At 71.3% G+C, this 24,493-nt stretch carries 24 protein-coding genes; 11 read left to right on the top strand and 13 right to left on the bottom strand.

Features of this window, described 5'->3' with window-relative positions:
- Positions 1-7 precede the first annotated feature (7 nt).
- The 7 genes from BR85_RS02560 to nrdH all read right to left on the bottom strand — a co-directional run bounded on the left by BR85_RS02560 (position 8) and on the right by nrdH (position 5,948).
- Positions 8-1,021, bottom strand: a complete 1,014-nt coding sequence (locus tag BR85_RS02560; RefSeq protein ID WP_197018579.1) for a patatin-like phospholipase family protein — start codon at positions 1,019-1,021, stop codon at positions 8-10.
- A gap of 69 nt (positions 1,022-1,090) precedes the next feature.
- Entirely contained in the window at positions 1,091-1,558 is a 468-nt protein-coding gene (locus BR85_RS02555; protein ID WP_028495107.1) for a DUF3817 domain-containing protein, read from the bottom strand.
- A 21-nt stretch (positions 1,559-1,579) separates the two neighbouring features.
- On the bottom strand, positions 1,580-1,990 hold the full coding sequence (locus tag BR85_RS02550) for a MarR family winged helix-turn-helix transcriptional regulator (RefSeq protein ID WP_028495106.1): 411 nt from the start codon (positions 1,988-1,990) through the stop codon (positions 1,580-1,582).
- A 147-nt stretch (positions 1,991-2,137) separates the two neighbouring features.
- Positions 2,138-3,115: a class 1b ribonucleoside-diphosphate reductase subunit beta gene (gene nrdF / locus BR85_RS02545; RefSeq protein ID WP_028495105.1), complete on the bottom strand. Its 978-nt coding sequence runs from the start codon at positions 3,113-3,115 to the stop codon at positions 2,138-2,140.
- 19 nt (positions 3,116-3,134) lie between these two features.
- A complete protein-coding gene (gene nrdE / locus BR85_RS02540; protein ID WP_036272157.1) occupies positions 3,135-5,291 on the bottom strand; it encodes a class 1b ribonucleoside-diphosphate reductase subunit alpha in 2,157 nt (718 codons plus the stop codon).
- Positions 5,273-5,710, bottom strand: a complete 438-nt coding sequence (nrdI, locus tag BR85_RS02535; protein WP_028495103.1) for a class Ib ribonucleoside-diphosphate reductase assembly flavoprotein NrdI — start codon at positions 5,708-5,710, stop codon at positions 5,273-5,275. Before nrdI ends, nrdE begins: the two co-directional genes overlap by 19 nt.
- A 4-nt stretch (positions 5,711-5,714) precedes the next feature.
- The gene (gene nrdH, locus BR85_RS02530) at positions 5,715-5,948 is read right to left on the bottom strand and encodes a glutaredoxin-like protein NrdH (protein ID WP_028495102.1); all 234 of its coding nucleotides are present in this window, start codon (positions 5,946-5,948) and stop codon (positions 5,715-5,717) included.
- Between the two features lie 347 nt (positions 5,949-6,295).
- Here nrdH and BR85_RS02525 point away from each other — a divergent pair, with 347 nt between their 5' ends.
- Positions 6,296-7,501 carry an MFS transporter gene (locus BR85_RS02525; protein WP_028495101.1) on the top strand — a complete coding sequence of 402 codons (1,206 nt, stop codon included), beginning with the start codon at positions 6,296-6,298 and terminating at the stop codon, positions 7,499-7,501.
- A 21-nt stretch (positions 7,502-7,522) separates the two neighbouring features.
- Here the strand turns inward: BR85_RS02525 and BR85_RS02520 are convergent, their stop codons facing one another.
- The gene (locus BR85_RS02520) at positions 7,523-7,927 is read right to left on the bottom strand and encodes a hypothetical protein (RefSeq protein WP_028495100.1); all 405 of its coding nucleotides are present in this window, start codon (positions 7,925-7,927) and stop codon (positions 7,523-7,525) included.
- Between the two features lie 54 nt (positions 7,928-7,981).
- On the opposite strand from BR85_RS02520, the gene BR85_RS02515 reads away from it, so the two are divergent.
- Positions 7,982-9,160, top strand: coding sequence for an acyl-CoA dehydrogenase family protein (locus tag BR85_RS02515; protein WP_028495099.1), 1,179 nt, complete (start codon positions 7,982-7,984; stop codon positions 9,158-9,160).
- Between the two features lies 1 nt (position 9,161).
- Here BR85_RS02515 and BR85_RS02510 read toward each other — a convergent pair whose 3' ends face one another.
- Complete coding sequence (locus BR85_RS02510; RefSeq protein WP_028495098.1) at positions 9,162-9,434, bottom strand: metal-sensitive transcriptional regulator; 273 nt, start codon at positions 9,432-9,434, stop codon at positions 9,162-9,164.
- A gap of 34 nt (positions 9,435-9,468) precedes the next feature.
- Between BR85_RS02510 and BR85_RS02505 the strand changes: the two genes are divergently transcribed.
- Genes BR85_RS02505 through BR85_RS02490 form a run of 4 tightly spaced genes read left to right on the top strand, consistent with a single transcriptional unit; the run spans position 9,469 to position 12,501 of the window.
- Positions 9,469-10,740, top strand: a complete 1,272-nt coding sequence (locus tag BR85_RS02505) for a DUF445 domain-containing protein (RefSeq protein ID WP_028495097.1) — start codon at positions 9,469-9,471, stop codon at positions 10,738-10,740.
- A gap of 32 nt (positions 10,741-10,772) precedes the next feature.
- Positions 10,773-11,120: a hypothetical protein gene (locus tag BR85_RS02500; RefSeq protein ID WP_028495096.1), complete on the top strand. Its 348-nt coding sequence runs from the start codon at positions 10,773-10,775 to the stop codon at positions 11,118-11,120.
- Positions 11,117-12,034, top strand: a complete 918-nt coding sequence (locus BR85_RS02495) for an arginase family protein (RefSeq protein ID WP_051526120.1) — start codon at positions 11,117-11,119, stop codon at positions 12,032-12,034. Before BR85_RS02500 ends, BR85_RS02495 begins: the two co-directional genes overlap by 4 nt.
- The gene (locus BR85_RS02490; protein ID WP_028495094.1) at positions 12,031-12,501 is read left to right on the top strand and encodes a SixA phosphatase family protein; all 471 of its coding nucleotides are present in this window, start codon (positions 12,031-12,033) and stop codon (positions 12,499-12,501) included. Before BR85_RS02495 ends, BR85_RS02490 begins: the two co-directional genes overlap by 4 nt.
- Positions 12,502-12,527: 26 nt before the next feature.
- On the opposite strand, the gene hutI is transcribed toward BR85_RS02490, so the two are convergent.
- The 3 genes from hutI to hutH are packed head-to-tail and all read right to left on the bottom strand — an operon-like array spanning position 12,528 to position 16,980.
- Positions 12,528-13,721, bottom strand: a complete 1,194-nt coding sequence (gene hutI, locus BR85_RS02485; protein WP_028495093.1) for an imidazolonepropionase — start codon at positions 13,719-13,721, stop codon at positions 12,528-12,530.
- Positions 13,718-15,376, bottom strand: a complete 1,659-nt coding sequence (hutU, locus tag BR85_RS02480) for a urocanate hydratase (RefSeq protein WP_028495092.1) — start codon at positions 15,374-15,376, stop codon at positions 13,718-13,720. The genes hutI and hutU overlap by 4 nt, the downstream gene beginning before the upstream one ends.
- A 17-nt stretch (positions 15,377-15,393) precedes the next feature.
- Positions 15,394-16,980 carry a histidine ammonia-lyase gene (hutH, locus tag BR85_RS02475; RefSeq protein WP_028495091.1) on the bottom strand — a complete coding sequence of 529 codons (1,587 nt, stop codon included), beginning with the start codon at positions 16,978-16,980 and terminating at the stop codon, positions 15,394-15,396.
- 154 nt (positions 16,981-17,134) lie between these two features.
- Between hutH and BR85_RS02470 the strand changes: the two genes are divergently transcribed.
- Positions 17,135-17,878: an IclR family transcriptional regulator gene (locus BR85_RS02470; protein WP_028495090.1), complete on the top strand. Its 744-nt coding sequence runs from the start codon at positions 17,135-17,137 to the stop codon at positions 17,876-17,878.
- Between the two features lie 225 nt (positions 17,879-18,103).
- Here the strand turns inward: BR85_RS02470 and BR85_RS02465 are convergent, their stop codons facing one another.
- A complete protein-coding gene (locus tag BR85_RS02465) occupies positions 18,104-19,129 on the bottom strand; it encodes a LacI family DNA-binding transcriptional regulator (RefSeq protein ID WP_028495089.1) in 1,026 nt (341 codons plus the stop codon).
- A gap of 168 nt (positions 19,130-19,297) precedes the next feature.
- Between BR85_RS02465 and BR85_RS02460 the strand changes: the two genes are divergently transcribed.
- The 4 genes from BR85_RS02460 (at position 19,298) to BR85_RS02445 (ending at position 24,487) form a co-directional block, all read left to right on the top strand.
- Positions 19,298-20,560: a sugar ABC transporter substrate-binding protein gene (locus BR85_RS02460; RefSeq protein WP_028495088.1), complete on the top strand. Its 1,263-nt coding sequence runs from the start codon at positions 19,298-19,300 to the stop codon at positions 20,558-20,560.
- Positions 20,561-20,565: 5 nt separating this feature from the next.
- Complete coding sequence (locus BR85_RS02455) at positions 20,566-21,681, top strand: carbohydrate ABC transporter permease (protein ID WP_036272154.1); 1,116 nt, start codon at positions 20,566-20,568, stop codon at positions 21,679-21,681.
- A gap of 116 nt (positions 21,682-21,797) precedes the next feature.
- A complete protein-coding gene (locus BR85_RS02450) occupies positions 21,798-22,589 on the top strand; it encodes a carbohydrate ABC transporter permease (RefSeq protein ID WP_231478601.1) in 792 nt (263 codons plus the stop codon).
- Positions 22,586-24,487, top strand: a complete 1,902-nt coding sequence (locus tag BR85_RS02445; protein WP_028495086.1) for a glycogen debranching N-terminal domain-containing protein — start codon at positions 22,586-22,588, stop codon at positions 24,485-24,487. Before BR85_RS02450 ends, BR85_RS02445 begins: the two co-directional genes overlap by 4 nt.
- Positions 24,488-24,493 lie beyond the last annotated feature (6 nt).

Below are 24,493 nucleotides of genomic sequence, written 5' to 3'. Positions count from 1 at the left end.
TCCGCCGTCAGGCTTCGACGTCGCCGAGCCCGGTGAGCATGCCGGCGCGGTCGAAGGTCTCGGCAGCCAGCCGGCGGCCGAGTTCGATCTGCTCCTCCGCGAGGTGGAAGTCCATCGTGCCGACGGAGTCGTTCGGCACGACGACGAGCGCATCCGTCGGGAAGGAGGCCAACTGGTAGCGCTGCACGATCGACCGCAGTACATCCAGCGACTGGGTGGCCACGTCGGACGCGCGCAACCCGGTCGGCAGTTCCTCGAACAGGTCGGCCACCGAGGTGCCCGAACCCTCGGTGCGCTGCTGCTGGGGCCGTGCGGCCATGCGTGCGGCGATGGAACGCATGGGCTCCGCCTCCATCAGCTTGCCCATCCGCGTCCGGAGCCGGTCCGACCAGACCGCGGCGTCCTCCTCCTCGTCGGAGGAGGTGTGGACCGGCAGGCCCTTGCCGGGCTGGGTGACGGTGCCGTGCCCGTCCAGGGTGACGGCGACGGTCAGGTCCGCGCCGGAGGAGGCGAGCACGCTCACCGGCACCTGGTTGGCGACGCCGCCGTCCACGAGCAGGCGGCCGTTGAGCGCGATCGGGGGGAACACGCCGGGGATGGCGATCGACGCGCGCAGCGCCGTGTCGATCGGGCCGGAGTCGAACCACACCTCGCGGCGGGCCCACAGGTCGGTCGCCACGGCGGTGAAGTCGACCGGCAGCTCCTCGATCCGCTGCACCCCGATGATCTCGTTGACCCGCGCGAGGACCCGTCCCAGCTTGACCGCGCTCGACCCGGAGAAGTTGGGGTCGAGCAGCTTGACCACGTCGCTGCGCCGGCGCAGGCCTCGCACCCATTCGCTGTACTCCGGCAGGTGGCCGGACGCGAACAGGGCACCGATGACGGCGCCCATGGACGTGCCGGAGATCTGGACGACGTCATAGTCCCGGGCCGTCAGCTCCTCCAGGACGCCGATGTGCGCGTAGCCGCGCGCTCCGCCGCCGCCGAGGGCGATCGCCACCTTCCTGCGTTGCGTGCTCACGATCCTCATCGTAGGGAACACGGCGCGGCGCTCACCCGGGGCTGCCGTGCGAGCACGCCCGCGCGCCCGTCAGTCGCTGTGCGGAACCGGCGGTCCGATCAGGACGAGCGCGACGTAGAGCACCACGATGGCCGCGACGAGGAGCAGCGCCAGCACCCAGGGCCGGCGCAGGAACCAGCGCATCGGGGCGTCGTACCAGCGCCGGTCCGCGGGGTCGCTCGACTCCTCGATCCGCCAGGCCCCCTCCAGCATCCCGCGCCGATGCAGCCACCGCTCGACGGGCACCGTCGCGTACGGGATGACGGCGGAGCCGACGGCGAGGACGGCGACGCCGATCCGCCACCGGTTGTTCAGCGCAACCAGGATCGCGGTGGCGCCGTATGAGAGGAAGACGAATCCGTGGATGCTGCCGCCGACCGTGACGGCGAGCGCCCAGTTGAGGGTGGCGCGCAGGATCAGCGCGGCGATGAGGATGGTCCAGGACACCATCTCGGCGATCGCGAGGACACGGAACAGTCGAGCGGGGGTATGGAACACCCCTTCAGCCTAGGTGAAGGGCTAGATGATCCCCGCACGGATGCCGTCGAGCGAGGTCGCCACGCCGGGAAGGTTCTGGGTGAGGGCGCCGTCGAGCGCCGCGAGGCGGTCGCGCGCCTCCTGCAGGACGCGCGCGCCCTTCTCTGTGACGGTGAGATCGGATGCCGCGCCGGCGTGCGCCATGGCGTCGGCGACGAGCCCCTCGTCCACGAGCGTGCGGACGGCGGTATGGGCGGACTGCACCGTGATGTGCGAGCGGCGGGCGAGTTCGGAGAAGGAGATCCCGGGCTCCGCGCCGATGTGCCCGAGCAGCCCGAACTTGCGTGTCGAGATGCCGAGGTCGCGCAGGGCGGAGGCGAGCTGCCCCTCCCACATCGCCGACACCGCGATCAGGGCGATCACGGGGCTGAAGCGGGGACTCTCGTCGGTCATGACCTTATGGTAACGATGCGCCCGCGCTCGTGGCGGATGCGTTGCGGCGTGACAAACGCCGGATGAGGGCGGGAGGGACGGCCTGGAACGCTGAAGGGCCCGGACGCCGCAGCATCCGGACCCTTCGTACGGTGTCTGACAGAGAGGTCAGAACGCCCAGTCGTCGTCCTCGGTCGCGACGGCCTTGCCGATGACGTACGAGGAGCCCGACCCGCTGAAGAAGTCGTGGTTCTCGTCCGCGTTGGGCGAGAGCGCCGACAGGATCGCCGGGTTCACGTTCGTCACCGTCGAGGGGAACATGGCCTCGTAGCCGAGGTTCATAAGCGCCTTGTTGGCGTTGTAGTGCAGGAACTTCTTGACATCCTCAGTCAGGCCGATGCCGTCGTACAGGTCCTGCGTGTACTGCACCTCGTTGTCGTAGAGCTCGTACAGCAGCGAGAACGTGTAGTCCTTGAGCTCGTCGCGCTCCGCGGCGGTGAGCTTCTCGAGACCCTTCTGGAACTTGTAGCCGATGTAGTAGCCGTGCACGGCCTCGTCACGGATGATGAGGCGGATGATGTCGGCCGTGTTCGTCAGCTTGGCCTTGGACGACCAGTGCAGCGGCAGGTAGAAACCGGAGTAGAAGAGGAACGACTCCAGCAGGGTCGAGGCGACCTTGCGCTTGAGCGGCTCGTCGCCCCGGTAGTAGTCCATGACGATCCGAGCCTTCTTCTGCAGGTTCGGGTTCTCCACCGACCAGCGGAACGCGTCGTCGATCTCCGGCGTCGAGCAGAGCGTCGAGAAGATCGACGAGTAGCTCTTGGCGTGCACCGACTCCATGAACGCGATGTTCGTGTAGACGGCCTCCTCGTGCGGGGTGATCGCATCCGGGATGAGCGAGACGGCGCCGACGGTGCCCTGGATCGTGTCCAGCAGCGTCAGGCCGGTGAACACGCGCATCGTCGTGGTCTGCTCCTCGGGGGTCAGCGTCGCCCACGACTGGACGTCGTTGGAGAGCGGCACCTTCTCGGGCAGCCAGAAGTTGTTCACGAGGCGGTTCCAGACCTCGAGGTCCTTGTCGTCCTCGATGCGGTTCCAGTTGATCGCCTGGACCGAGGTCAGGAGCTTCAGCGGTTCGGGAGTCATGTCCGTGGCTTTCTCGGGGTCAGAGCATGCAGGAGACGCACTGGTCGAGCTGCGTGCCCTCCAGCGCCATCTGCCGCAGGCGGATGTAGTAGATCGTCTTGATGCCCTTGCGCCAGGCGTAGATCTGGGCCTTGTTGATGTCGCGCGTGGTGGCGGTGTCCTTGAAGAACAGCGTCAGCGACAGGCCCTGGTCGACGTGCTGCGTCGCGGCGGCGTACGTGTCGATGACCTTCTCGTAGCCGACCTCGTACGCGTCCTGGTAGTACTCCAGGTTCTCGTTCGTCATGAACGGCGCCGGGTAGTAGACGCGGCCGATCTTGCCTTCCTTGCGGATCTCGATCTTCGACGCGATCGGGTGGATCGAGCTCGTCGAGTTGTTGATGTACGAGATCGAGCCGGTCGGGGGAACGGCCTGCAGGTTCTGGTTGTAGATGCCGTGCGCCTGGACGGAGGCCTTCAGCTCGCGCCAGTCCTCCTGCGTGGGGATGTGGATGCCGGCGAAGAGCTCCTTGACCTTCTCGGTCTGCGGGACCCAGGCCTGCTCGGTGTACTTGTCGAAGAACTCCCCCGACGCGTACGTGGAGTCGGCGAACCCGTCGAACGCGGTGCCGCGCTCGATCGCGAGCTGGTTGGAGGCGCGCAGGGCGTGGAACACCACCGTGTAGAAGTAGATGTTCGTGAAGTCGATGCCCTCTTCCGAGCCGTAGTGCACGTGCTCGCGGGCGAGGTAGCCGTGCAGGTTCATCTGCCCCAGGCCGATCGCGTGCGAGCGGTCGTTGCCGTCCTCGATCGAACGGACGGAGCGGATGTGACTCTGGTCGCTGACGGCGGTGAGGGCGCGGATGCTGGTCTCCACGGTGCCGGCGAGGTCCTTGCCGTCCATCGCCAGGGCGATGTTCATCGACCCGAGGTTGCAGGAGATGTCCTTGCCGATCTCGGCGTAGGAGAGGTCCTCGTTGTAGGTCGTGGGGGTGTTGACCTGGAGGATCTCCGAGCACAGGTTGGACATGTTGATCCGGCCCTTGATCGGGTTGGCCTTGTTCACCGTGTCCTCGAACATGATGTACGGGTAGCCCGACTCGAACTGGATCTCCGCGAGGGTCTGGAAGAACTCGCGCGCGTTGATCTTGGTCTTCTTGATCCGCGCGTCATCGACCATCTCGCGGTACTTCTCGGTCACCGAGATGTCGCCGAACGGGACGCCGTAGACCTTCTCGACGTCGTACGGCGAGAAGAGGTACATGTCCTCGTCGTTGCGCGCGAGCTCGAAGGTGATGTCGGGGATGACGACACCGAGCGAGAGCGTCTTGATGCGGATCTTCTCGTCCGCGTTCTCCCGCTTCGTGTCGAGGAACCGCATGATGTCGGGGTGGTGCGCGGAGAGGTACACCGCACCGGCGCCCTGACGCGCGCCGAGCTGGTTGGCGTAGCTGAAGCTGTCTTCGAGCAGCTTCATGACGGGGATGATGCCGCTGGACTGGTTCTCGATCTGCTTGATCGGGGCGCCCGACTCGCGGATGTTGGAGAGCAGGAGCGCGACGCCGCCGCCGCGCTTGGACAGCTGCAGGGCGGAGTTGATGCCGCGGGCGATCGACTCCATGTTGTCCTCGATGCGCAGCAGGAAGCAGGATACGAGCTCGCCGCGCTGGGCCTTGCCGGTGTTGAGGAACGTCGGCGTGGCCGGCTGGAAGCGGCCGGAGATGATCTCGTCGACGAGCTTCTCGGCGAGCTGCTGGTCGCCGTCGGCGAGGCCGAGGGCGGTCATGACGACGCGGTCCTCGAAGCGCTCGAGGTAGCGCTTGCCGTCGAAGGTCTTCAGCGTGTAGCTCGTGTAGTACTTGAACGCGCCGAGGAACGTCTCGAAGCGGAACTTCGCGGCGTACGCGCGGTCGTTGAGCTTCTGGATGAACTCGAACGGGTACTTCTCGAGCACGGCGCCCTCGTAGTACTCCTTCTCGACGAGGTAGTCCAGGCGCTCCTGGAGCGAGTGGAAGAACACCGTGTTCTGGTTGACGTGCTGCAGGAAGTACTCCCGGGCGGCGCGCTTGTCGGCGTCGAACTGGATCTTCCCGTCCTCGCCGTACAGGTTGAGCATCGCGTTGAGGGCGTGATAGTCCAGGCCTTCGAACCGGGTGTCGGTCTTGAAGGTCTTCTCGGTCAATGCAGCTTCCACCATCGTTCCAATCCGTCGCTCACGCGGTCGACGTCTTCAGGCGTGCCGAACAATTCGAGCCGGTACAGGTGCGGCACGGTGCACTTGCGGCTGATCACTTCACCGGCGAGGCAGTACGCCGCCCCGAAGTTGGTGTTGCCCGCGGAGATGACTCCGCGGATGAGGTTTCGGTTTCGCTCGTCGTTGAGGAACCGGATGACCTGCTTGGGAACGGCGCCCTTCTCCTCGCCGCGCCCCTGCCCGCCCCCGTACGTGGGGGTGACGAGCACGAACGGCTCGTCCACCACGAGAGGCGGGTCGGTGGGGTGCAGCGGGATCCGGACGGCCGGCATCCCGAGCTTCTCGATGAATCGCGCCGTGTTGCCGGAGACGCTCGAGAAGTAGACGAGCAGCGGCGCCTCGGTCGCGACGGCCGCGCTCACGGTGTCACGCCAGACGGGAGGCGAGCTCGTCGATCTTGTCGGGACGGAAGCCCGACCAGTGACCCTCGTCGGTGACGACGACGGGCGCCTGGAGGTATCCGAGCGACTTGACGTGCTCGAGAGCCGCGGGGTCCTCGGACAGGTCGAGCACCTCGTAATCGATGCCCTTCGAGTCCAGCGCGCGGTAGGTCGCGTTGCACTGAACGCAGGACGGCTTGGTGTAGACCGTGATCGCCATGGTGACCTGTCTTCTCCCCTCAAGATCTGTGTATGCCCGGCAGTGCGCCGCCGGGAGTCCAATACTACATATGGGTGCCGACATTCGATAGCACCACAAGGGCTAGTAGTTACATCCGTGTGATTTTCCACCGCTCTCTACAGGTACAACACATGTTGTCCACCGATTCATCCACAGGATGCCGGTTGTTTTCGAACCTGGAAAAGCCCTGGAATCCGGCCCTTTCGCGGCGTCCGCCAGGATCCATCCACAGATCGCACGGTAGACCGCGCCTCCGACATCCCCAGCCTGTGGAAATCGGGTTCCGGCGTGTCGTCGGCGTGTCGCGGCGGCGGTAGCGTGGAGGGGTGGCCGGCTACCGGGATCTTCTGCGCACCCCCGGGGTCGCGCGCATCATCGCCGCCCAGCTGACCGCCCGCTTCCCGAACGGGATGACGAGTCTCGCGATCCTGCTGCATGTGGAGCAGATCACCGGGTCGTACGGCGCCGCCGGCCTCGTCCTTGCCGCCACATCGATCGGACAGGCGATCGCGGGACCGGTCACGAGCCGGTGGATGGGAATCTGGGGGATCCGCCGCGTCCTGACCCTCACGACCGCCGTGTGCGCGGCCGCCGTGCTCGTGATGGCCCTCGTCCCGCTGGAGCTGATCGGCTTCATGCTGTTCGGCTTCCTCGCGGGGCTGTCGACCCCGCCCGTGCAGTCCGCCGTCCGCACCATCTACCCGAAGCTCGTCACGTCGCGCCAGCTGACGCCGCTGTTCTCCCTGGATGCGAGCCTGCAGGAGATCATCTGGATCCTCGCGCCCGTCGTCATCACGCTCGTGGCGACGCAGGCGGGCACCGTCCCGGGACTCCTCCTCATCGTCGCGATCCTCGTCCTCGGCGGCGCGTGGTTCATCCTCTCCCCCGAGGTGGGCCGCGTCCGCATCCCGCGCAGCCGTCGCGCCTTCGGCAAGGTGCTCGGCAAGCCCACCGTGCTGCTGGCCACGGTGATCGGCTTCCTCCTCATCGGGGCGTGCTCGGCGGTCGAGGCGGGCGTCGTCGCGACCTTCGGCCACGGGGGCCTGGAGGCCGGCCTCGTCCTGGCCGTGTTCTCGGTCGGCAGCCTCGTCGGCGGCCTGAGCTTCGGGCACATCCCGATCGACCGCTGGGCGATGGCGCGGCGGCTCATCGTCGTGACGGTGGGCCTGACGCTCACGTTCTTCTCCCTCTCGGCGTGGTGGCTCGGTGCGTCGCTGTTCGTCGCCGGGATCGGCATCGCCCCGGCCCTCGCCGTCATGTTCGCGATGACCTCGGCGAGCGTCAAGTTCAGCGAGACCGCCGAGGCCTACGGCTGGATCGGCACGGGCCAGCTCATCGGCGCCGCCCTGGGCTCGGCGGCCGCCGGGTTCCTCATCGACGGGGTCGGCCCCGTCGGGGCGTACTGGGCCGGCGCCGCCCTGGCGGTCGTCGGCGTGGTCGTCGCGGTCACGTGCGTCCGCGGCTTCCCCGACCTGCGGAACCGCGACGCGAGCCCCATCCCCGACACCGAGCCCGTCCCCGTCATCACCTGACCGGCCGGCCGCCGCCCCGGTTCAGGAGATGCGGCGCAGGACGGCCAGCAGCGCGAGCGCGTACGCGTCCTCGGGCTGCGGGTGGTCGAACTCGTGCCGCTCCCCCGCGATCTGCACCTCGACGCGGTGCGTGTCGGCGAGACGCCGCAGCGCCCGGAACGCCCCGCCGAGGAGCTCTCGCAGCTGGTCCTCGCGCGGCAGCCACAGGGCGTCCTCGAGGGCGACGGAATCCAGCGCCCACTCGGTCGTGCCGTTGAAGGCGAGGATCATGCCGGTGGAGTAGTTCCGCGGCTCGATCGTCATCTCGCTGACGGTGAAGACGTCCGCCTCGAACTCCGGCTCGTCGAGCTGGAACCGGTCGCCCGAGGCCGGACGCCAGACGAGGCCCGCCTCGCGCAGCGACACGGCCAGGTCCGTCGAGATCATGCGACCATCCTCCCCCACGGCGCCGGCACCCCGGCGCGGGAGGACAATGTTCGGGTGACCGCATCCGCATCCGCTCCCGCCTTCGACGCCGCGACCTTCCTCCCCGACGAGCTGCTCGAGCGCTTCCGCGAACGCGCGGCCCGCGTGGACCGCGACAACGTGTTCCCCGACGAGGACCTCGCCGAGCTGAAGGATGCCGGCTACCTCGCGATCCTCGTCCCGCAGGCCCTCGGCGGCGCGGGCCTGGGTCTCGCGGAGGCGTCGATGCTGCAGCAGCGGCTCGCCGGCGCGGCGCCGGCGACCGCCCTCGCCATCAACATGCACCTCGTGTGGACGGGCGTCGCGAAGGTGCTCGCCGACCGCGGCATCGAGACGCTGCGGTTCGTGCAGGAGGGCGCCGCGGCCGGGGAGGTCTTCGCCTTCGGGATCAGCGAGGCCGGCAACGACCTCGTACTCTTCGGCAGCGACACGGATGCCGCCCCGCAGCCGGACGGCTCCTACGTCTTCACGGGCACCAAGATCTTCACCTCGCTCGCCCCGGTGTGGACGCAGCTGGGCCTGCACGGCCTGGACACGACGTCCCCCGACGGCCCGCAGATGGTCTACGCGTTCGTGCCGCGCAGCGACGCCGTCCGCACTCGCGACGACTGGGACACCGTCGGCATGCGCGGGACGCAGTCCCGGACCACCGAGCTGCACGGGGTCGTCGCGCCCGCCGACCGTGTCGTCCGCCGTGTGGCACCGGGTCCGAACCCCGACCCGATCGTGTTCGGCATCTTCAGCGTCTTCGAGCTGCTGCTGGCCTCGGTCTACACCGGCATCGCGCGGCGCGCGATCGAGGTCGCCGTGGCGACGGCGAAGAAGCGCACGTCGAAGAAGACGGGGGCGACGTACAGCCAGGACCCCGACATCCGCTGGCGGATCGCCGAGATGGCGCTCGCGTACGACGCCCTGCCCCCGCAGCTGGCATCGCTGAGCCGCGACGTCGACACCCTCGCCGACCACGGCGCGCAGTGGTTCGCGCTCCTGAGCGGCGTCAAGCACCGCGCCGTGACGACCGCCAAGCGGGTCGTCGACGAGGCGGTGCTGGTCGCCGGCGGCTCGTCCTACTTCAGCGGGAGCGAGCTGGGGCGCCTCTACCGCGACGTCCTGGCGGGCCTGTTCCACCCCTCCGACCCGGAGTCCGCGCACAGCACCGTCGCGGCCGCGTGGCTGGGGCCGGTCGAATCCTGAGTCAGCGACCCTCGAGGTCGTAGGCCTTCAGCAGCTCCGCGACGGCCTGGTCGCGCTGCGGGCCGCCCTCCTCGAACATGTGCGTCACGTGCGTGCGCAGGTGGTTCTCCAGGAGCATCTTGTCCAGCGACGCGAGCGCCCGCTGCGCGGCCCGCGACTGGGCGATGATGTCCATGCAGTAGTCCTCGTTCTCGATCATCTTCGCGAGCCCCCGCAGCTGCCCCTCCAGGATGCTGGTGCGGTGCATGGCGCGCTTCTTGATGTCGTCGATCACGCGGCCAGGATACGCCGCGTGCGAGGATGACGGCATGGCGCGCACCACGATCGACCTCCTGAGCCCCGCGGACCAGGAGCGTCTCCGGGGTCTGCGCTTCATGAAGGGCGTGGCCCTCGGCGCACTCGTCCTCATGGCGGTCATCTTCGTCGCGGCGTTCGCGCTCGAGGAGCAGTACCCGTGGCTGGCCTACGTCCGCGCCGCCGCGGAGGGCGGAATGGTCGGCGCGCTGGCGGACTGGTTCGCCGTGACGGCGCTGTTCCGGCATCCGCTCGGGATCCCCATCCCGCACACCGCGATCATCCCGCGCCGCAAGGACGAGATCGGCCGCACCCTCGGAGAATTCGTCGAGACCAACTTCCTCGAGGGCGGCGTCGTCCGCTCCAAGCTGGAGTCGACCAACATCGCGGCGAAGGCCGGCGAGTGGCTGAGCGAGCCCGAGCACGCCGAGACCGTCGCGGCGGAGGCGTCGACGATGGCCGCCGGCATCCTGCAGGCCCTGAGCGACGACGAGGTGCAGGACCTCATCAGCGACCTCGCGCGGGAGCACCTGCTGAGCCCGGAGTGGGGCCCGACGGTCGGCGGCTGGCTCGCCCGCGTCGTCGAGGCGGATGCGCACCGCGGGGCCGTGGACCTCGGCATCGACAGCATCTCCACGTGGCTCGAGCACAACCGCGACTCCTTCAGCGGGCTCGTCTCCCGCCGGCTCCCCTCCTGGGTGCCCTCGGTGGCGATGCGGCTCGTCGACGACACCGTCTACCACGAGGCCGTGAAGTTCGCGGCGGCCATCGGCCGCGACCCGCAGCATCCGGCCCGCAAGGCCGTCGACGGCTACCTCACCCGCCTCGCCGACAACCTGCAGCACGACCCGGAGACGATCGGTCGTCTCGAGGATGCCAAGAGCGCCGTCTTCGACAGCCCCCGGGTCCGCGCGCTCGCGGCGGAGGCCTGGCACACCGCGAAGACGGGGCTGCTCCGGTCACTCGACGATCCCGCCAGCCCCCTGCGGCGCCGCGTGGCCGCCGCGCTCGCCGAGATCGGGGCGCGCCTGGCGACCGATCCGGCTCTGCAGCGACGGGTCGATGACCGGGTCACGGATGCCGCGGTGTTCCTCGTCGACCGCTACCGCCACGACATCGCCTCGATCATCACGGACACCGTCGAGAAGTGGGATCCCGCGGAGACCACCGAGAAGATCGAACTCATGGTCGGCCGCGACCTGCAGTACATCCGCCTCAACGGCACCTTCGTCGGCGCGCTCGCCGGGCTCGCGATCTTCGCGCTCGCGCACGCCCTGTTCGGGTAGGGATGCGCGGCCCCGCGGACTAGCCTGAGGGCATGGCCGCCGAACCGGAAGAGCTGCTGTTCAGCTACGCGGACATGCGCGATCCGCAGCTGCAGCTGGACATGTTCGGCCGCGTGCTGCCCGCCGAGCCCGACACCCTTCCCGGATACGCCGCCGACTACGTCGAGATCGACGACATCCGGTTCAGCGACCGGACCGGTCGCATCGTGCACCCGCAGCTGCGTCGCACCGGCAATCCGCGGGACAAGATCGTCGGAGCGGTGCTGCGGCTCACCGTCACCGAGCTCGAGGCCGCCGACGAGTTCCAGATGGCGATGTTCCGCCGTTCGCGGGTGACGCTCGGGAGCGGCCGCGAGGCCTGGGTGTACCTGATCGCATGAGCACCCTCTCCGTGGATCCGCTCTGGCCGCGGGCCGGCGACTGGCCCGCGCCCGACGGGCGCGTGGACGCCGTCCTGCTCGGGCTGCCGGCCTTCCGCACGTCGTTGAGCCCCACCGGCGCGCACGCGACGCCCGCGGCGGTGCGCGGCGCGCTGCGGCGATACAGCCCCACGCTGCTCGGGCCGCCCCCGATCGACCTCGGGGAGGCGCTGCGCATCGCGGATGCCGGCGACGTCGCCGAGCCGGACGGCCCGGACGGCGAGGCGGCGGTGCGATCCCGCGTGCGCGGGCTGCGCGCGGCGGCGGACCTCGTCATCGCGCTCGGGGGCGACAACTCCGTCACCTACGCGGCCGCGCAGGGCGCCGCCGCGACGGGGCTCATCACCCTCGACGCGCACTTCGACCTGCGCGACGGCGTCTCCAACGGCTCCCCCGTGCGGCGGCTCGTCGCGGACGGGCTCGACCCGCGCCGCATCGTGCAGATCGGCATCGCCGACTTCGCGAACTCCGCCGCCTACGCCCGCCGCGCCGCCGAACTGGGGATCACCGTCATCCCCCTCGAGGACGTGCGTCGGCGGCAGGCGGCGGAGGTCATGGCCGAGGCGCTGGAGATCGCCGGCGCCGACGGTGCGGTGCACCTCGACGTCGACGTCGACGTGTGCGACCGCGCCGTCGCCCCCGGCTGCCCCGCATCGGTGCCCGGCGGGCTGCAGGCCGCCGAGCTGCGCGCGCTCGTCCGGGCTGCGGCGCGCGACCCGCGCGTCGGCAGCGCCGACATCGTCGAGGTGGACGCCACCGCCGACGCTCCGGACGGCCGCACGGTGCGCCTCGCGGCGCTCTGCGTGCTGGAACTGCTGGCCGGCCTCGCGCTGCGCGAGGGCGCGGCCCCACGTGAAGGGAGGACACGACTGTGACGACACTCGTGCTCGTGCGGCATGCCAAGAGCGATTGGGGCCGCCCCGACCTCGACGACCACGACCGGCCGCTCAACGACCGCGGCCGGGCGGACGCGCCGCGCATGGCTCGACGCCTCGCGGCCACCGGCATCCGTCTCGACACGATCCTCGCATCCACCGCGCTCCGCGCCCACACGACGGCGCAGGTCTTCGCGGCGCAGTTCGGCGCGCCGCTGCGCACCGATCCGGAGCTGTACGGCGCCCCTGCGTCGGTGCTGCTGCAGACCGCGGCCGCCGCGCAGGCGGACGCCGTCATGGTCGTCGCGCACGATCCCGGGATGACAGTGCTCGCCGAGCGGCTCTCCGGCGGCGGCATCGGTCACATGCCGACGTGCGCCGTCGCGGTGTTCACGTGGGAGACGGACGACTGGGATGTCGTGACGGCGACCGATCCGGACGCGTGGGAGTTCGACAGCCCGCGCTGAGACCGCCGTCCAGGGGGTCCCGGGGGTCAGACCCGTGCGCCGGCGACATAGACCTCCCGCACGAGCGGGACGCCCGGCCGATACGCCAGGTGCACGCGCGTCGGCGCGTCGAGGACGACGAGGTCGGCGCGCGCGCCGGCGCCCAGGTGCCCGACGTCGCTGCGGCGCAGCGCCCGGGCACCGCCGGCGGTCGCCGCGTGCACGGCCTCGGCCGGCGTCATCCCCATCTCGCGCACCGCGAGGGCGATCATGAGCGGCATCGAGCTCGTGAAGCTCGTGCCGGGGTTGCAGTCGCTCGCGAGCGCGACCGTCACCCCGGCGTCGAGGAGCCGGCGCGCATCGGGGTACGGGTGCCGCGTGGAGAATTCGACGCCGGGCAGCAGGGTCGCGACGACCTCCGACCGCGCGAGGGCCGCGACGTCGTCGTCGGAGAGGTAGGTGCAGTGATCCACGGACGCCGCGCCGGCTTCGACGGCGAGCCGGACGCCCGCGCCGTAGCCGAGCTGGTTGCCGTGCAGCCGCGCGGGCAGACCCGCTGCGGCGCCCGCGGCGAGGATGCGGCGGGTCTCCTCGGGGGTGAAGGCGCCCTCTTCGCAGAACACGTCGATCCACCGCGCATGCGGCCGGACGGTGTCGAGCATCGGCCCGCACACGAGGGCGAGGTACGCCTCCCGGTCGCCCGTGAACTCGGCCGGCACGACGTGCGCGCCGAGGAAGGTGACCTCGCCGGTGACCTCGGCGGCGAGCCGCGCGAGCCGCGCCTCGCCGTCCACCGTGAGGTCGTAGCCGGTCTTCACCTCGAACGTCGTCGTGCCCTGCCGGTGCAGTTCGGCGACGAACCCGGCCAGGCGCGCGCGCAGCTCGTCCTCCGTCGCGGCGCGGGTCGCCGCGACGGTGCGCCGGATGCCGCCGGCCGTATACGGCGTCCCGCTCATCCGGGCCTCGAATTCGTCGGCCCGATCGCCGCCGAACACGAGGTGCGTGTGCGCGTCGACGAATCCGGGGATCACCGCCCGGCCGCCGACGTCGTGGACGGTGGTGTCGGCGAACGCCGCATGCTCCGCGACGGCGGCATCCGCGTCCCCCTCCGGTCCCGCCCAGGCGACGACGCCGTCGACGAGGAGCAGCGCCGCGTCGGTGATCGTCCCGGTCGGGTCGCCGGGTGCAGGCGTGTTCGTCGTCAGCTCGGCGATGCCTGTCAGCAGCAGCGCGGCGGTCATGGCATCGGCACGATCAGACCGCGCTCCCGGGCGACCTCCCGGGCGCGCTCGTAGCCGGCATCCACGTGCCGCATGACACCCGTGCCGGGGTCGTTGGTCAGCACTCTCGCGAGCTTCTCGGCCGCGAGCGGCGTGCCGTCGGCGACGGTGACCTGCCCCGCGTGGATCGAGCGGCCGATCCCGACGCCGCCGCCGTGGTGGATCGAGACCCACGACGCGCCGGATGCCGTGTTCAGGAGCGCGTTCAGCAGCGGCCAGTCGGCGATGGCGTCCGACCCGTCGGCCATCGCCTCGGTCTCCCGGTAGGGGCTCGCCACCGACCCGGCGTCCAGGTGGTCACGGCCGATCACGATGGGGCCCGCCAGCTCGCCGGCGGCGACCATCTCGTTGAACTTCAGGCCCGCGAGGTGGCGCTCCTGGTAGCCGAGCCAGCAGATGCGCGCCGGGAGCCCCTCGAAGTGCACCTTCTCGGCGGCCTTGTCGAGCCAGCGCACGAGCCCGGCGTCGTCCGGGAAGAGCGCCTTGATGGCCTCGTCGGTCTTGCGGATGTCCTCGGGGTCGCCGGAGAGCGCGACCCAGCGGAAGGGCCCCCGGCCTTCCGCGAACTGCGGACGGATGTACGCCGGGACGAAACCGGGGAAGTCGAACGCGCGGTCGAACCCGCCGAGCTGGGCCTCCGCGCGGATGGAGTTGCCGTAGTCGAAGACGGCGGCGCCGGCGTCCTGGAAGCCGACCATCGCGGCGACGTGCTTCGCCATCGATCCGCGGGCGCGCGCGGTGAAACCCTCCGAGTCACGCGCCGCCTCGGCCTTCCATTCCTCGAACGGAATGCCCACCGGGAGGTAGGCGAGCGGGTCGTGCGCGCTCGTCTGGTCGGTGACGATGTCGACGGGCGTGCCGCGCAGCAGCAGCTCCGGGAAGACGAGCGCCGCGTTGCCGACGACGCCGATCGAGCGGGCCGCGCCGGATTCCTTCGCCGCGACGGCGCGGGCGACCGCGGTGTCGAGGTCGGGGGCGACCTCGTCGAGGTAGCCGTGCGCGACGCGGCGCTGCAGGCGGGACGCGTCGACGTCGACGATGAGCACGGCGCCCTCGTTCATCGTGACGGCCAGGGGCTGCGCACCGCCCATCCCGCCGGCGCCGCCGGTCAGGGTCAGGGTGCCGGCGAGCGACTCCCGGCCGAGCGAGCGGGCGACGGCCGCGAACGTCTCGTACGTGCCCTGCAGGATGCCCTGCGTGCCGATGTAGATCCACGAGCCCGCCGTCATCTGCCCGTACATGGTGAGGCCGAGCGCCTCGAGGCGACGGAACTCCGGCCACGTGGCCCAGTCGCCGACGAGGTTCGCGTTGGCGATGAGCACGCGGGGCGCCCACTCGTGCGTGCGGAAGACGCCGACGGGCTTGCCGGACTGGACCAGCAGGGTCTCGTCCGGCTCGAGCTCGTCCAGGGTGCGGACGATCGCGTCGTACGCCTCCCACGACCGCGCCGCCTTGCCTGTGCCGCCGTAGACGACGAGGTCCTCCGGATGCTCGGCGACCTCGGGGTCGAGGTTGTTCATGAGCATGCGCTTGGCGGCTTCGGCACCCCAGCTCTTCGCGGTGCGCTCGGCGCCGCGCGCGGCGCGCACCGGCCCCCGCTCGTGGCCTGCGGTCATGGCATCCCCCTGTGTCGTCATCGTGCGGTGGGCTCCGCCTGAGCCGCGTCCGCGGCCGTGCGTGCGATCCGGCCGGACAGCACGAGCTCGGTCACGGCCTCGATCTCCGGCGAGACGAACCGGTCCGGGCCGGGACCGTCCACGACGGTGCGGACGAGGTCGCGCACGGCGCCGGTCACGGCGCCCGGCCGGAGCGGTGCACGCAGGTCGAGGGCGCGGCATCCCGTCACGATCTCGATCGCGAGGACGCGCGCGAGCCCGTCGACGGCGCGGCGGAGCTTCCGCGCCGCGGCCCATCCCATCGAGACGTGGTCCTCCTGCATCGCGGAGGATGGGATCGAATCGACGGATGCCGGGACGGCGAGCCGCTTGAGCTCCGAGACGATGCCCGCGGCGGCATACTGCGCGATCATGAGCCCCGAGTCGACGCCCGCCTCGTCGGCGAGGAACGGCGGCAGGCCGTGGCTGCGGGTGCGGTCCAGCGCCCGGTCGGTGCGCCGCTCCGAGATCGACGCGACGTCGGCGACCGCGATCGCGAGGAAGTCGAGCACGTAGCCCACGGGGGCGCCGTGGAAGTTGCCGTTGGACTCCACGCGGCCATCGTCGGTGAGGACCGGATTGTCGACGGTGGACGCCAGCTCCCGCGCGGCGATCGTCCGCGCGTGCTCGACCGTGTCCCGCGCGGCGCCGTGCACCTGCGGCGTGCAGCGAAGGGAGTACGCGTCCTGCACGCGGGTGCAGACGGCGGGGTCGCGGTGGCTCGCGACGATCGGCGACCCGGCGAGGAAGGCGCGCAGGTTCGCCGCGGACGCGGCCTGCCCGGCCTGCGGGCGCAGCGCCATGAGGTCGGCGGCGAAGACGGCATCGGTGCCCAGCTGGCTCTCGATCGACAGGGCCGCGGCGAGATCGGCGGTGACGAGCAGCATGTCGAGGTCGTGCACGCCGAGGAGGAGCATCCCCAGCATCCCGTCGGTACCGTTGATGAGCGCGAGGCCCTCCTTCTCCTCCAGCACGAGCGGCGCGATGCCGGCGGCGGCGAGCGCGTCGCCGGCGGTCCTCGCCGTGCCGGAGGCGTCACGGACCTCACCCTCCCCCATCGCGGCCAGGGCGACGTGCGCGAGGGGCGCGAGGTCGCCGGAGCAGCCGAGCGACCCGTACTCCCGGACGATCGGGGTGATGCCGGCGTCGAGCATCGCCGCGTACGTCCGGACGACGATCGGGCGGACGCCCGTGCGGCCGGACGCGAGGGTCTGCAGGCGCAGGAGCTGCAGCGCCCGGACGACCTCCCGCTCGACCTCCGCGCCCGTGCCGGCCGCGTGCGAGCGGATGAGGCTCGCCTGCAGCTGCCGGCGCCGCTCCGGCGCGATGAAGGTCGTCGCGAGCGCGCCGAAGCCCGTCGAGATGCCGTAGTGCGGCTCGGGGTCGTCGGCGAGGCGCTCGACGAGGGCGCGCGTGGCGGCGACCCGCGCGAGCGCGGCGTCGTCCACCGTGACCCGGGCGTCGTCGCGGGCGACCGCGACGACGTCGGCCGGCGTGAGCGGCGTGCCCGACCCGACGCGCACGACGCGCCGGGTCGCGGTCTCCGAGGCGGATGCGGCGGTCATGGTCCGATTCCACCCCCGCGGCACCCGCCGCGCCAGGGCGCCGTGGCATCCTGTGTCTGTGATCCCAGACACGTCGATCCCGGAGACGTCGATCCCAGACACGTCGATCCCAGACACATCGACCCCAGGCACATCGCCGGCGGCGAAGCCGCAAGTGCCCGCGGCCGACCAGACGCTGCGGGTGCTCACGTTCCTGGCCCGTCAGCGCGGCCCGGTCGCGGCGCAGACCGTTGCGACCGCGCTCGGCATCCCCCGCTCGAGCGTCTACCACCTGCTGCACGCGATGGCCGGGCACGGCTACGTCGTGCACCTCGAGGCGGAGCGGCGCTGGGGTCTCGGCACGGCGGCGTTCGAGCTGGCCGGCGGGTACGCGCGGCAGGATCCGCTCGCCCGTCTCGGGCGCCCGCTCGTCGCGGGCCTCGCCGACCGCGCCGGCGAGAGCGCGCACCTCGCCGTCATGACGGGGCGCGACGTGCTCTACATCGTGGAGGAGCGGGCGCCGCGCCGCCCGGCGCTCGTGACGGATGTGGGCGTGCGGCTCCCCGCGCATCTGACGGCGACGGGCCGGGCGATGCTCGCGCTGCTGCCGGCCGGGCAGGTGCGGGCGCTGTATCCGGATGCCGCGGCCTTCGCCGACCGCACGGGCCGGGGTCCGCGGCGCCCGCGGGAGCTGCGGGAGCTCCTGCGCGCCGTGCGGGCCCGCGGCGTCGCGGAGGAGGACGGCGAGGTGACGCTGGGCCTCCGCTCCGTCGGCGTCGCGGTGCGCGACCACACCGGCTGGCCCGCGGCCGCGATCGCCGTCACGTGGCCCGGCGACGCCGACCGCGATGCGGCGGAGCTCGCGGGCCTCGCGGGCGATGCCGCCCGCGCGCTGGAGCGCCGCATCAGCGGCCGCTGATCCGTTCTCGGCGCCTCGCCGCGCGACCCTACGGCGGATTCCTCGCCGTTGCTCACCAAATCGATGCCGAGTCCCGGCATCCCCAGCACGAGGTCCGCCGTTCGGTAACACGCGCACCGCCCCGCGCCCCAACGGCGGATTCCCTGCCCCATCCCACCGAACGGCACCCGAATCCCGGCATCCACAGCACGATCTCCGCCGTTGGTACGAACCCCTCAGCACCCCTCAGCGCACGACGAGTCGCGGCCGCACCAGGACGTGCGCCTGCCCGGCCTCGAGGGCCCGGTTGCCGATGAGCGAGCCCCCGACCGTCAGGAGGTCGAGGGTGCCCGCGGCCACCTGCTCCGGCAGCTGCTCGATGCTCGACAGTCCCAGCGCCTCGGCCGCCGGGGTGTTGTCGAAGCCGACGACGAGCAGGTCGGGCCGCTGGGCGCCGACCGCGGCGACGTGCGCCCCGACGGCCAGCGAGTCGCTGACGCAGACGATCGCGTCCACGGCATCCCGCTGCAGCAGCGCCGTCGTCGCGGCCCGCGCGTCCGCGACGCTCTCCGCAACCGTCAGTCGCAGCTCCCCGAGGTCGGCCTCGGAGACCCCGGCCGCGCGCATCGCCTCGCGCCACCCCCGCTCCCGGTCATCCCCGGTGCCCGACCCCGCCGGCCAGCCGAGGAACGCGACCCGCGGTCCGGCGGCGGCCCGGGCATGCTCGGTCGCCTCGCGCGTGCCGGCGGCGCCGTCCACGTCGACCCAGAGGTGCAGCGGGTCGTCGATGTCGTCGTCGCCCCACGGGCGTCCGAACGACACGAACGGCAGGCCGCGGGCGGTGAGCCACGCGATGCGCGGGTCGCCGTACGTCGTGCCCGTGATGACGATGCCGTCGACCTCCCCGCCGTCGGCGAGGTCCGTCATCCGCTGGATCTCCTCCTCCGGCGAAGCGGCGGCGTACACGAGCACCCGGAGACCGCGCTCCCCCGCCCGCTCGGTCAGCGCGTGCACGAAGCGGTCCAGCACGGCGCCGGAGATGCCGCCGGCGTACGGGTCCAGATGGATGCCGATGGTCGAGCTGCGCCGCGTCCGCAGCCGCCGCGCCGACGCGTGCGGCGCGTAGCCGAGCCGCGCGATGGCGGCGCGGACGCGGTCCCGCGTATCGGGGCGCACGATCGCCGGGCTGTTCAGCACATTGCTCACCGTCTGCCGCGACACGCTCGCGGCGCGCGCGACGTCCTCGATCGTGACCGAGCGTTCGTTCGCCATGTGCGCACCACCCTTGACAGCGCCGAGAGGCCGACTTACTTTGGGCATCATTCCATAGTTTGATCGTTCAAATCCGCGATGACGCGGTGGCGTTGGAACGATCGAAGAGACGATCGGCGAGCACCGGGCGCCGACGCTCAGGAGCGGTCAGCGATCAAAGGAGATGCGATGAAGCGACACACAGCACGGACGCTGCTCGCCGCCGGGGGGATCACCCTCGTCGCGGCACTCACCCTCACCGGCTGCGGCGGATCCGGCTTCGACGAACCGGATGCCGGACCGAGCGGCGACGGCGGAGGGCTCACGTCCTCCGACGATCCCCTCTCGATCCTCATCGGGTCCAGCGGCGACGCCGAGACGACGGCCGTGAAGGATGCCGTCGCGGCATGGTCGGCGGACTCCGGCGTCGACGCGACCGTCACGGCCGCGTCGGACCTCACCCAGGAGCTCTCGCAGGGCTTCGCCGGCGGCTCCCCGCCGGATGTCTTCTACCTCGGCACGGAGTTCCTCGCGGGCTACGCCGGCAACGGCTCGGTCCTCCCCTACGGCGACATGCTGGAGAACAAGGACGACTTCTACGCGTCCCTCGTGGAGAACTTCACCTACGACGGCGAGTTCGCGTGCGCACCGAAGGACTTCTCGACCCTCCAGCTCATCATCAACAAGGGGCTGTGGGAGAAGGCGGGACTCACGGATGCCGACGTGCCGACGGACTGGGACTCCCTGGCCGCCGCGGCGAAGGCCCTGACGACGGACGGCACGACCGGCCTCGTCTTCTCCGGTGAGTACGCCCGCGTCGGCGTCTTCATGGCGCAGGCCGGGGGGCGGCTCATCTCCGAGGACGGCACCGAGGCGACCGCCGCCAGCGCGGAGAACGAGGAGGCCCTCGCCTACGTCAAGGAGCACCTCACCGACGGCACCTTCGCGTACGCCGCGGATGTCGGCGCCGGATGGGGCGGCGAGGCGTTCGGCAAGCAGCTCGGGGCCATGACGATCGAGGGCAACTGGATCACCGGCGCGCTGGGTGACTACCCCGACGTCGACGCCCTCGTCGTCGAGCTCCCCGCGGGCCCGGCCGGCCAGGGCACTCTGCAGTTCACGAACTGCTGGGGCATGGCCGCGGACAGCCCGAACCAGGAGGCGGCGCTCGACCTCATCGAGTATCTGACGACGGCGGAGCAGCAGCTCGCGTTCTCGGAGGCGTTCGGCCCGATGCCGTCCGTGCAGTCGGCGGCCGATCAGTGGCGCAGCGACAACCCCGAACTCGTCGCGTTCCTGAACGGCGCGGACTACGCGCAGGGCGTGCCGACCAACGACGGCATCTCCGACGTCATCGCCGATTTCAACGCCCAGCTGGGCACGTTGAAGGACGGCGACCCGGCGGAGATCCTCGGCTCGGTGCAGTCCAACCTCGAGGCCATCGTCGGCTGACGACGATGACCACCACCATGACGCCGGCCGCCGTGCCGGCACCTCGCCGCGGCAAGTCCCGCTTCGGCGGCATCCGCCGCGGGGAGGGCGCGGCCGGGTGGCTCTTCGTGGCCCCGGTCGTCGTCATCCTCGGGGTGTTCCTGTTCTTCCCCGTGATCATGGCGCTGTGGGTCTCCGTCTCGGACTGGTCCGGTCGCGGCAGCCCGCTGTCGCCGGAGGTCAGCTTCGTCGGCCTCGACAACTACGCCGCCATCACGACCGACGGCGGTCTGCGCACCCGCGACTTCGGCATCGCCCTGCGCAACAACGCGTGGTACGTCGTGCTCGTCGTGCCGCTGCAGACCGCCCTCTCGCTCTTCCTCGCCGTGCTCGTGAGCCGCCGGATCCTCCGCAGCCGGGGGTTCTTCCGCACCGCGTTCTACTTCCCCTCCGTCACGAGCTCCGTCGCGATCACGGTCCTGTGGCTGTTCCTGTTCAGCACCACCGGCCCCATCAACGCCGTCATCGCGCGCCTTGGGGGCGACGGGCCGAACTGGTTCAACGAGCCGAAAGGCATCGTGCACGCCGGGCTCAGCGGCCTGGGCGTGACGAGCGGACCGGACGTGCTGACGCAGAACGATTTCCTCGGCCTGTCCTGGTGGGACTGGTTCGCCGGCCCGTCGGTCGCCATGACGGCGCTCATCTTCATGGCCGTCTTCACGACCAGCGGCACGTTCATGCTGCTGTTCATCGCGGCGCTGCAGAACGTCGGCTACGAGCTCACCGAGGCCGGGATGATGGACGGCGCGAGCGGCTGGCAGCGGTTCTGGCGGATCACCCTCCCCCAGCTGCGGCCGACGCTGTTCACCGTCGTGACGCTGGGGCTCATCGGATGCTGGCAGGTCTTCGACCAGATCTACACCGGCACCTCCGGCGGCCCGGCCAAGACGACGGTGACCCCGGCGTACCTGTCCTTCACGTCGGCGTTCCAGAACCAGGACTGGGGAATCGGCGCGGCCATCGCCTTCATCCTGTTCCTCATCATCATCGTGTTCACGCTGTTCCAGCGCTGGGCGCTGCGCGAGCGGCCGGTCTCCCGGCGCCGTGCGGCCGTCTATCAGGCCAAGGGGGTCCGCTCGTGACCGACACCGCACAGGCGCCCGCCGCGGCGCCGCCCGCGCCGGCCGCGCGTGCCCCTCGGGCCCGCAGACGGCGCTTCACCCGGAACACCGTGGTCGCGCAGGTGCTGCTGTACGTCATGCTCGCGGCTCTCGCGCTCGTCTACATCTACCCGTTCCTCGTGCAGGTGGCGACGTCGTTCAAGAGCGAGCAGGAGGCCGCGTCCAACCCGATCTCGCTCCTCCCGCAGACCTTCACGGTGGCGGCGTACGAGCGCCTCTTCGTCAACAGCGACTTCCCGCTCTGGTTCCTCAATTCGGCGATCGTGACCGTGCTGGTGACCCTCGGCCGGGTGTTCTTCGTCTCCCTCGCGGGGTACGCGCTGGCGCGCCTCACGTTCCGCGGCCGCGCCGCCGTGTTCGCGATGGTGGTGAGCGTCATGGCTGTCCCGGCGGTGGTGCTGCTCATCCCGCGCTTCCTCGTCCTCAAGCAGATCGGGCTCTACGACTCGTACGCCGGCATGATCCTCCCGCTGCTCGTGGACGCGGCGGGGGTGTTCATCATGAAGAACTTCTTCGAGTCCATCCCCGTGTCCGTCGAGGAGCAGGCGCGCATCGACGGCGCCGGCGCCTTTCGCGTCTTCTGGTCGGTCGTGCTCCCGATGGCGCGGCCCGCGCTCATCACGATCATCATCCTGTCGTTCCAGGGCTCGTGGAACGAGCTGAACCACTTCATCGTCTCGACGCAGTCGCCGGAGCTCACGACCCTCACGAAGGGTGTCGCGAGCCTCGCCTCCGGCCAGCTCAGCTCGGGGACGCAGTATCCGCTGAAACTCGCGGCGGCCGCGCTCATGACGATCCCCGTGGCGGTGATGTTCTTCATCTTCCAGAAGCGCATCATGAACACGTCGGAGGGGGCGGTCAAGGGATGACCGGGGGGCTCCAGCCGTTCCTCTCCGACGGCATCGTCGCCCTCCGCGCCCCGACGCAGGTGTGGTCGGGGCGGGACGGCGAGCTCGGCAGGCACGCCATCGACGGCCTCTACCACGGCGACACCCGATTCCTCCGGGCGACCGCGCTGACCTACGGGGGCGCGGAGGACGAGACCGAGACGGCGCCGGAGTGGATCGCGCTCGCGGAGCGGACGGCATCCGAGGTCGCCTTCGACGCCGTCCTCCGCGCCGTCGACGACGACTGGCCCGACCCCAAGGTGCGCCTGCAGCGCGTGCGGACGGTCGCCGACGGGCGCCTCGACGAACGCCTCACCGTGCGCTCGCACCTGGCCGAGCCGCTCGCGCTGCGCCTCCGGCTGCGCCTCACCCCGGACTTCGCGCCGCTGCAGGAGGTGAAGGCCGGCGCGACGCCGACCGCGACGTGGACGGCGACGCGCGGCGGGGACGCGCCGGACGCGGTGGACATCGACGCGGGCGGCGCCCGCATGCGCATCGCAGCGTCCGGCGCCCGTGTCGCCGCCGACGCCGAGGTCACGATCGACTGGATGCTGACCTGCCCGCCGCGCGGCGAGGTCGAGGTCGCCTGGTCCGCGGACGTGGCCGACCCGTCCCTCGTCGTCCGCGCCGCCGCCGCCCCCGCGCCCTGGGCGGCGCGGCCGCCCGACACCGGGACCGACCCGCGCCTGGCCCGGTGGGTGCGCCGCGCCCTGTCCGACCTCGACGCCCTCCGCCTCACGCTCCCTGACCACCCCGACGACGAGTTCCTCGCCGCCGGCACGCCCTGGTTCCTCACGCTCTTCGGCCGCGATGCGCTGTGGGCCGCCCGCCTCCTCCTTCCCGTCGACGCCGCGATCGCGGCATCCACCCTGCGGGTCCTCGCCCGCCTCCAGGGCCGGGCGACGGACCCGGCCACGGCGGAGGAGCCCGGCAAGATCCTGCACGAGCTCCGCGCCGGCGAGCTGCGCATGCCGGGCGAGGGGATCGTGCTGCCGCCGCGCTACTACGGCACCGTCGATGCGACGCCGCTCTGGGTCTGCCTTCTGGGCGAGGCCGTCGGCGCCGGGATGGCGGAGGAGGAGGTCCGCGCGCTGCTGCCCGCGCTCGAAGCGGCGCTCGGGTGGATGCGCGCCGGCGCGGGCGACGACGGCTTCCTGGAGTACGTCGACGAGACCGGCCGGGGCCTGTCGAACCAGGGCTGGAAGGACTCCGGCGACTCGATCCAGTGGCGCACCGGCGCGCTGGCGGCAGGACCCATCGCCCTCTGCGAAGTGCAGGGCTACGCCTACGAGGCCGCGCACGCGGGCGCCGACCTGCTCGAGCGGTTCGGGCGCGACGGCGCCGACGACGTGCGGGAGTGGGCGGATGCGCTGCGCACGCGCTTCCAGGAGCGCTTCTGGGTCACGACCGAGGAGGGCACCTACCCGGCGATCGCGCTGGACCGGGACGGCAAGGGCGTCGACACGCTCACCTCGAACATCGGGCATCTGCTGGGCACCGGCATCCTCGACCCGGCGCAGGAGGCCGAGGTCGCCGCTCTGCTCACGGGCCCGACGATGAGCTCCGGCTTCGGGCTCCGCACGATGTCGACGCAGGCCGCCGGCTACTGGCCGCTGAGCTATCACGGCGGCAGCGTGTGGGCGCACGACACCGCGATCGTCGCGCACGGGATGGCGCGGGCCGGGCTCCGCGACGACGCCCGCGTGCTGGTGGAGGGTCTCCTCGCCGCCGCCGACGCGTTCGGGTACCGGATGCCGGAGCTGCACGCCGGGGATTCCGCCGAACTGACCCCCGCCCCGGCGCCCTACCCGGCCGCGTGCCGCCCGCAGGCGTGGTCGGCCGCCGCGGCCGTCGCGTGCCTCGCGATCGCACGCGGCTGACCGGCG

It is taken from the genome of Microbacterium sp. UNCCL10 (assembly GCF_000746195.1).
Taxonomy (GTDB): Bacteria; Actinomycetota; Actinomycetes; order Actinomycetales; family Microbacteriaceae; genus Microbacterium; species Microbacterium saccharophilum.
Note: the sequence above shows the minus strand (reverse complement) of the source record. Positions and strands in the feature narration are given on the sequence as shown.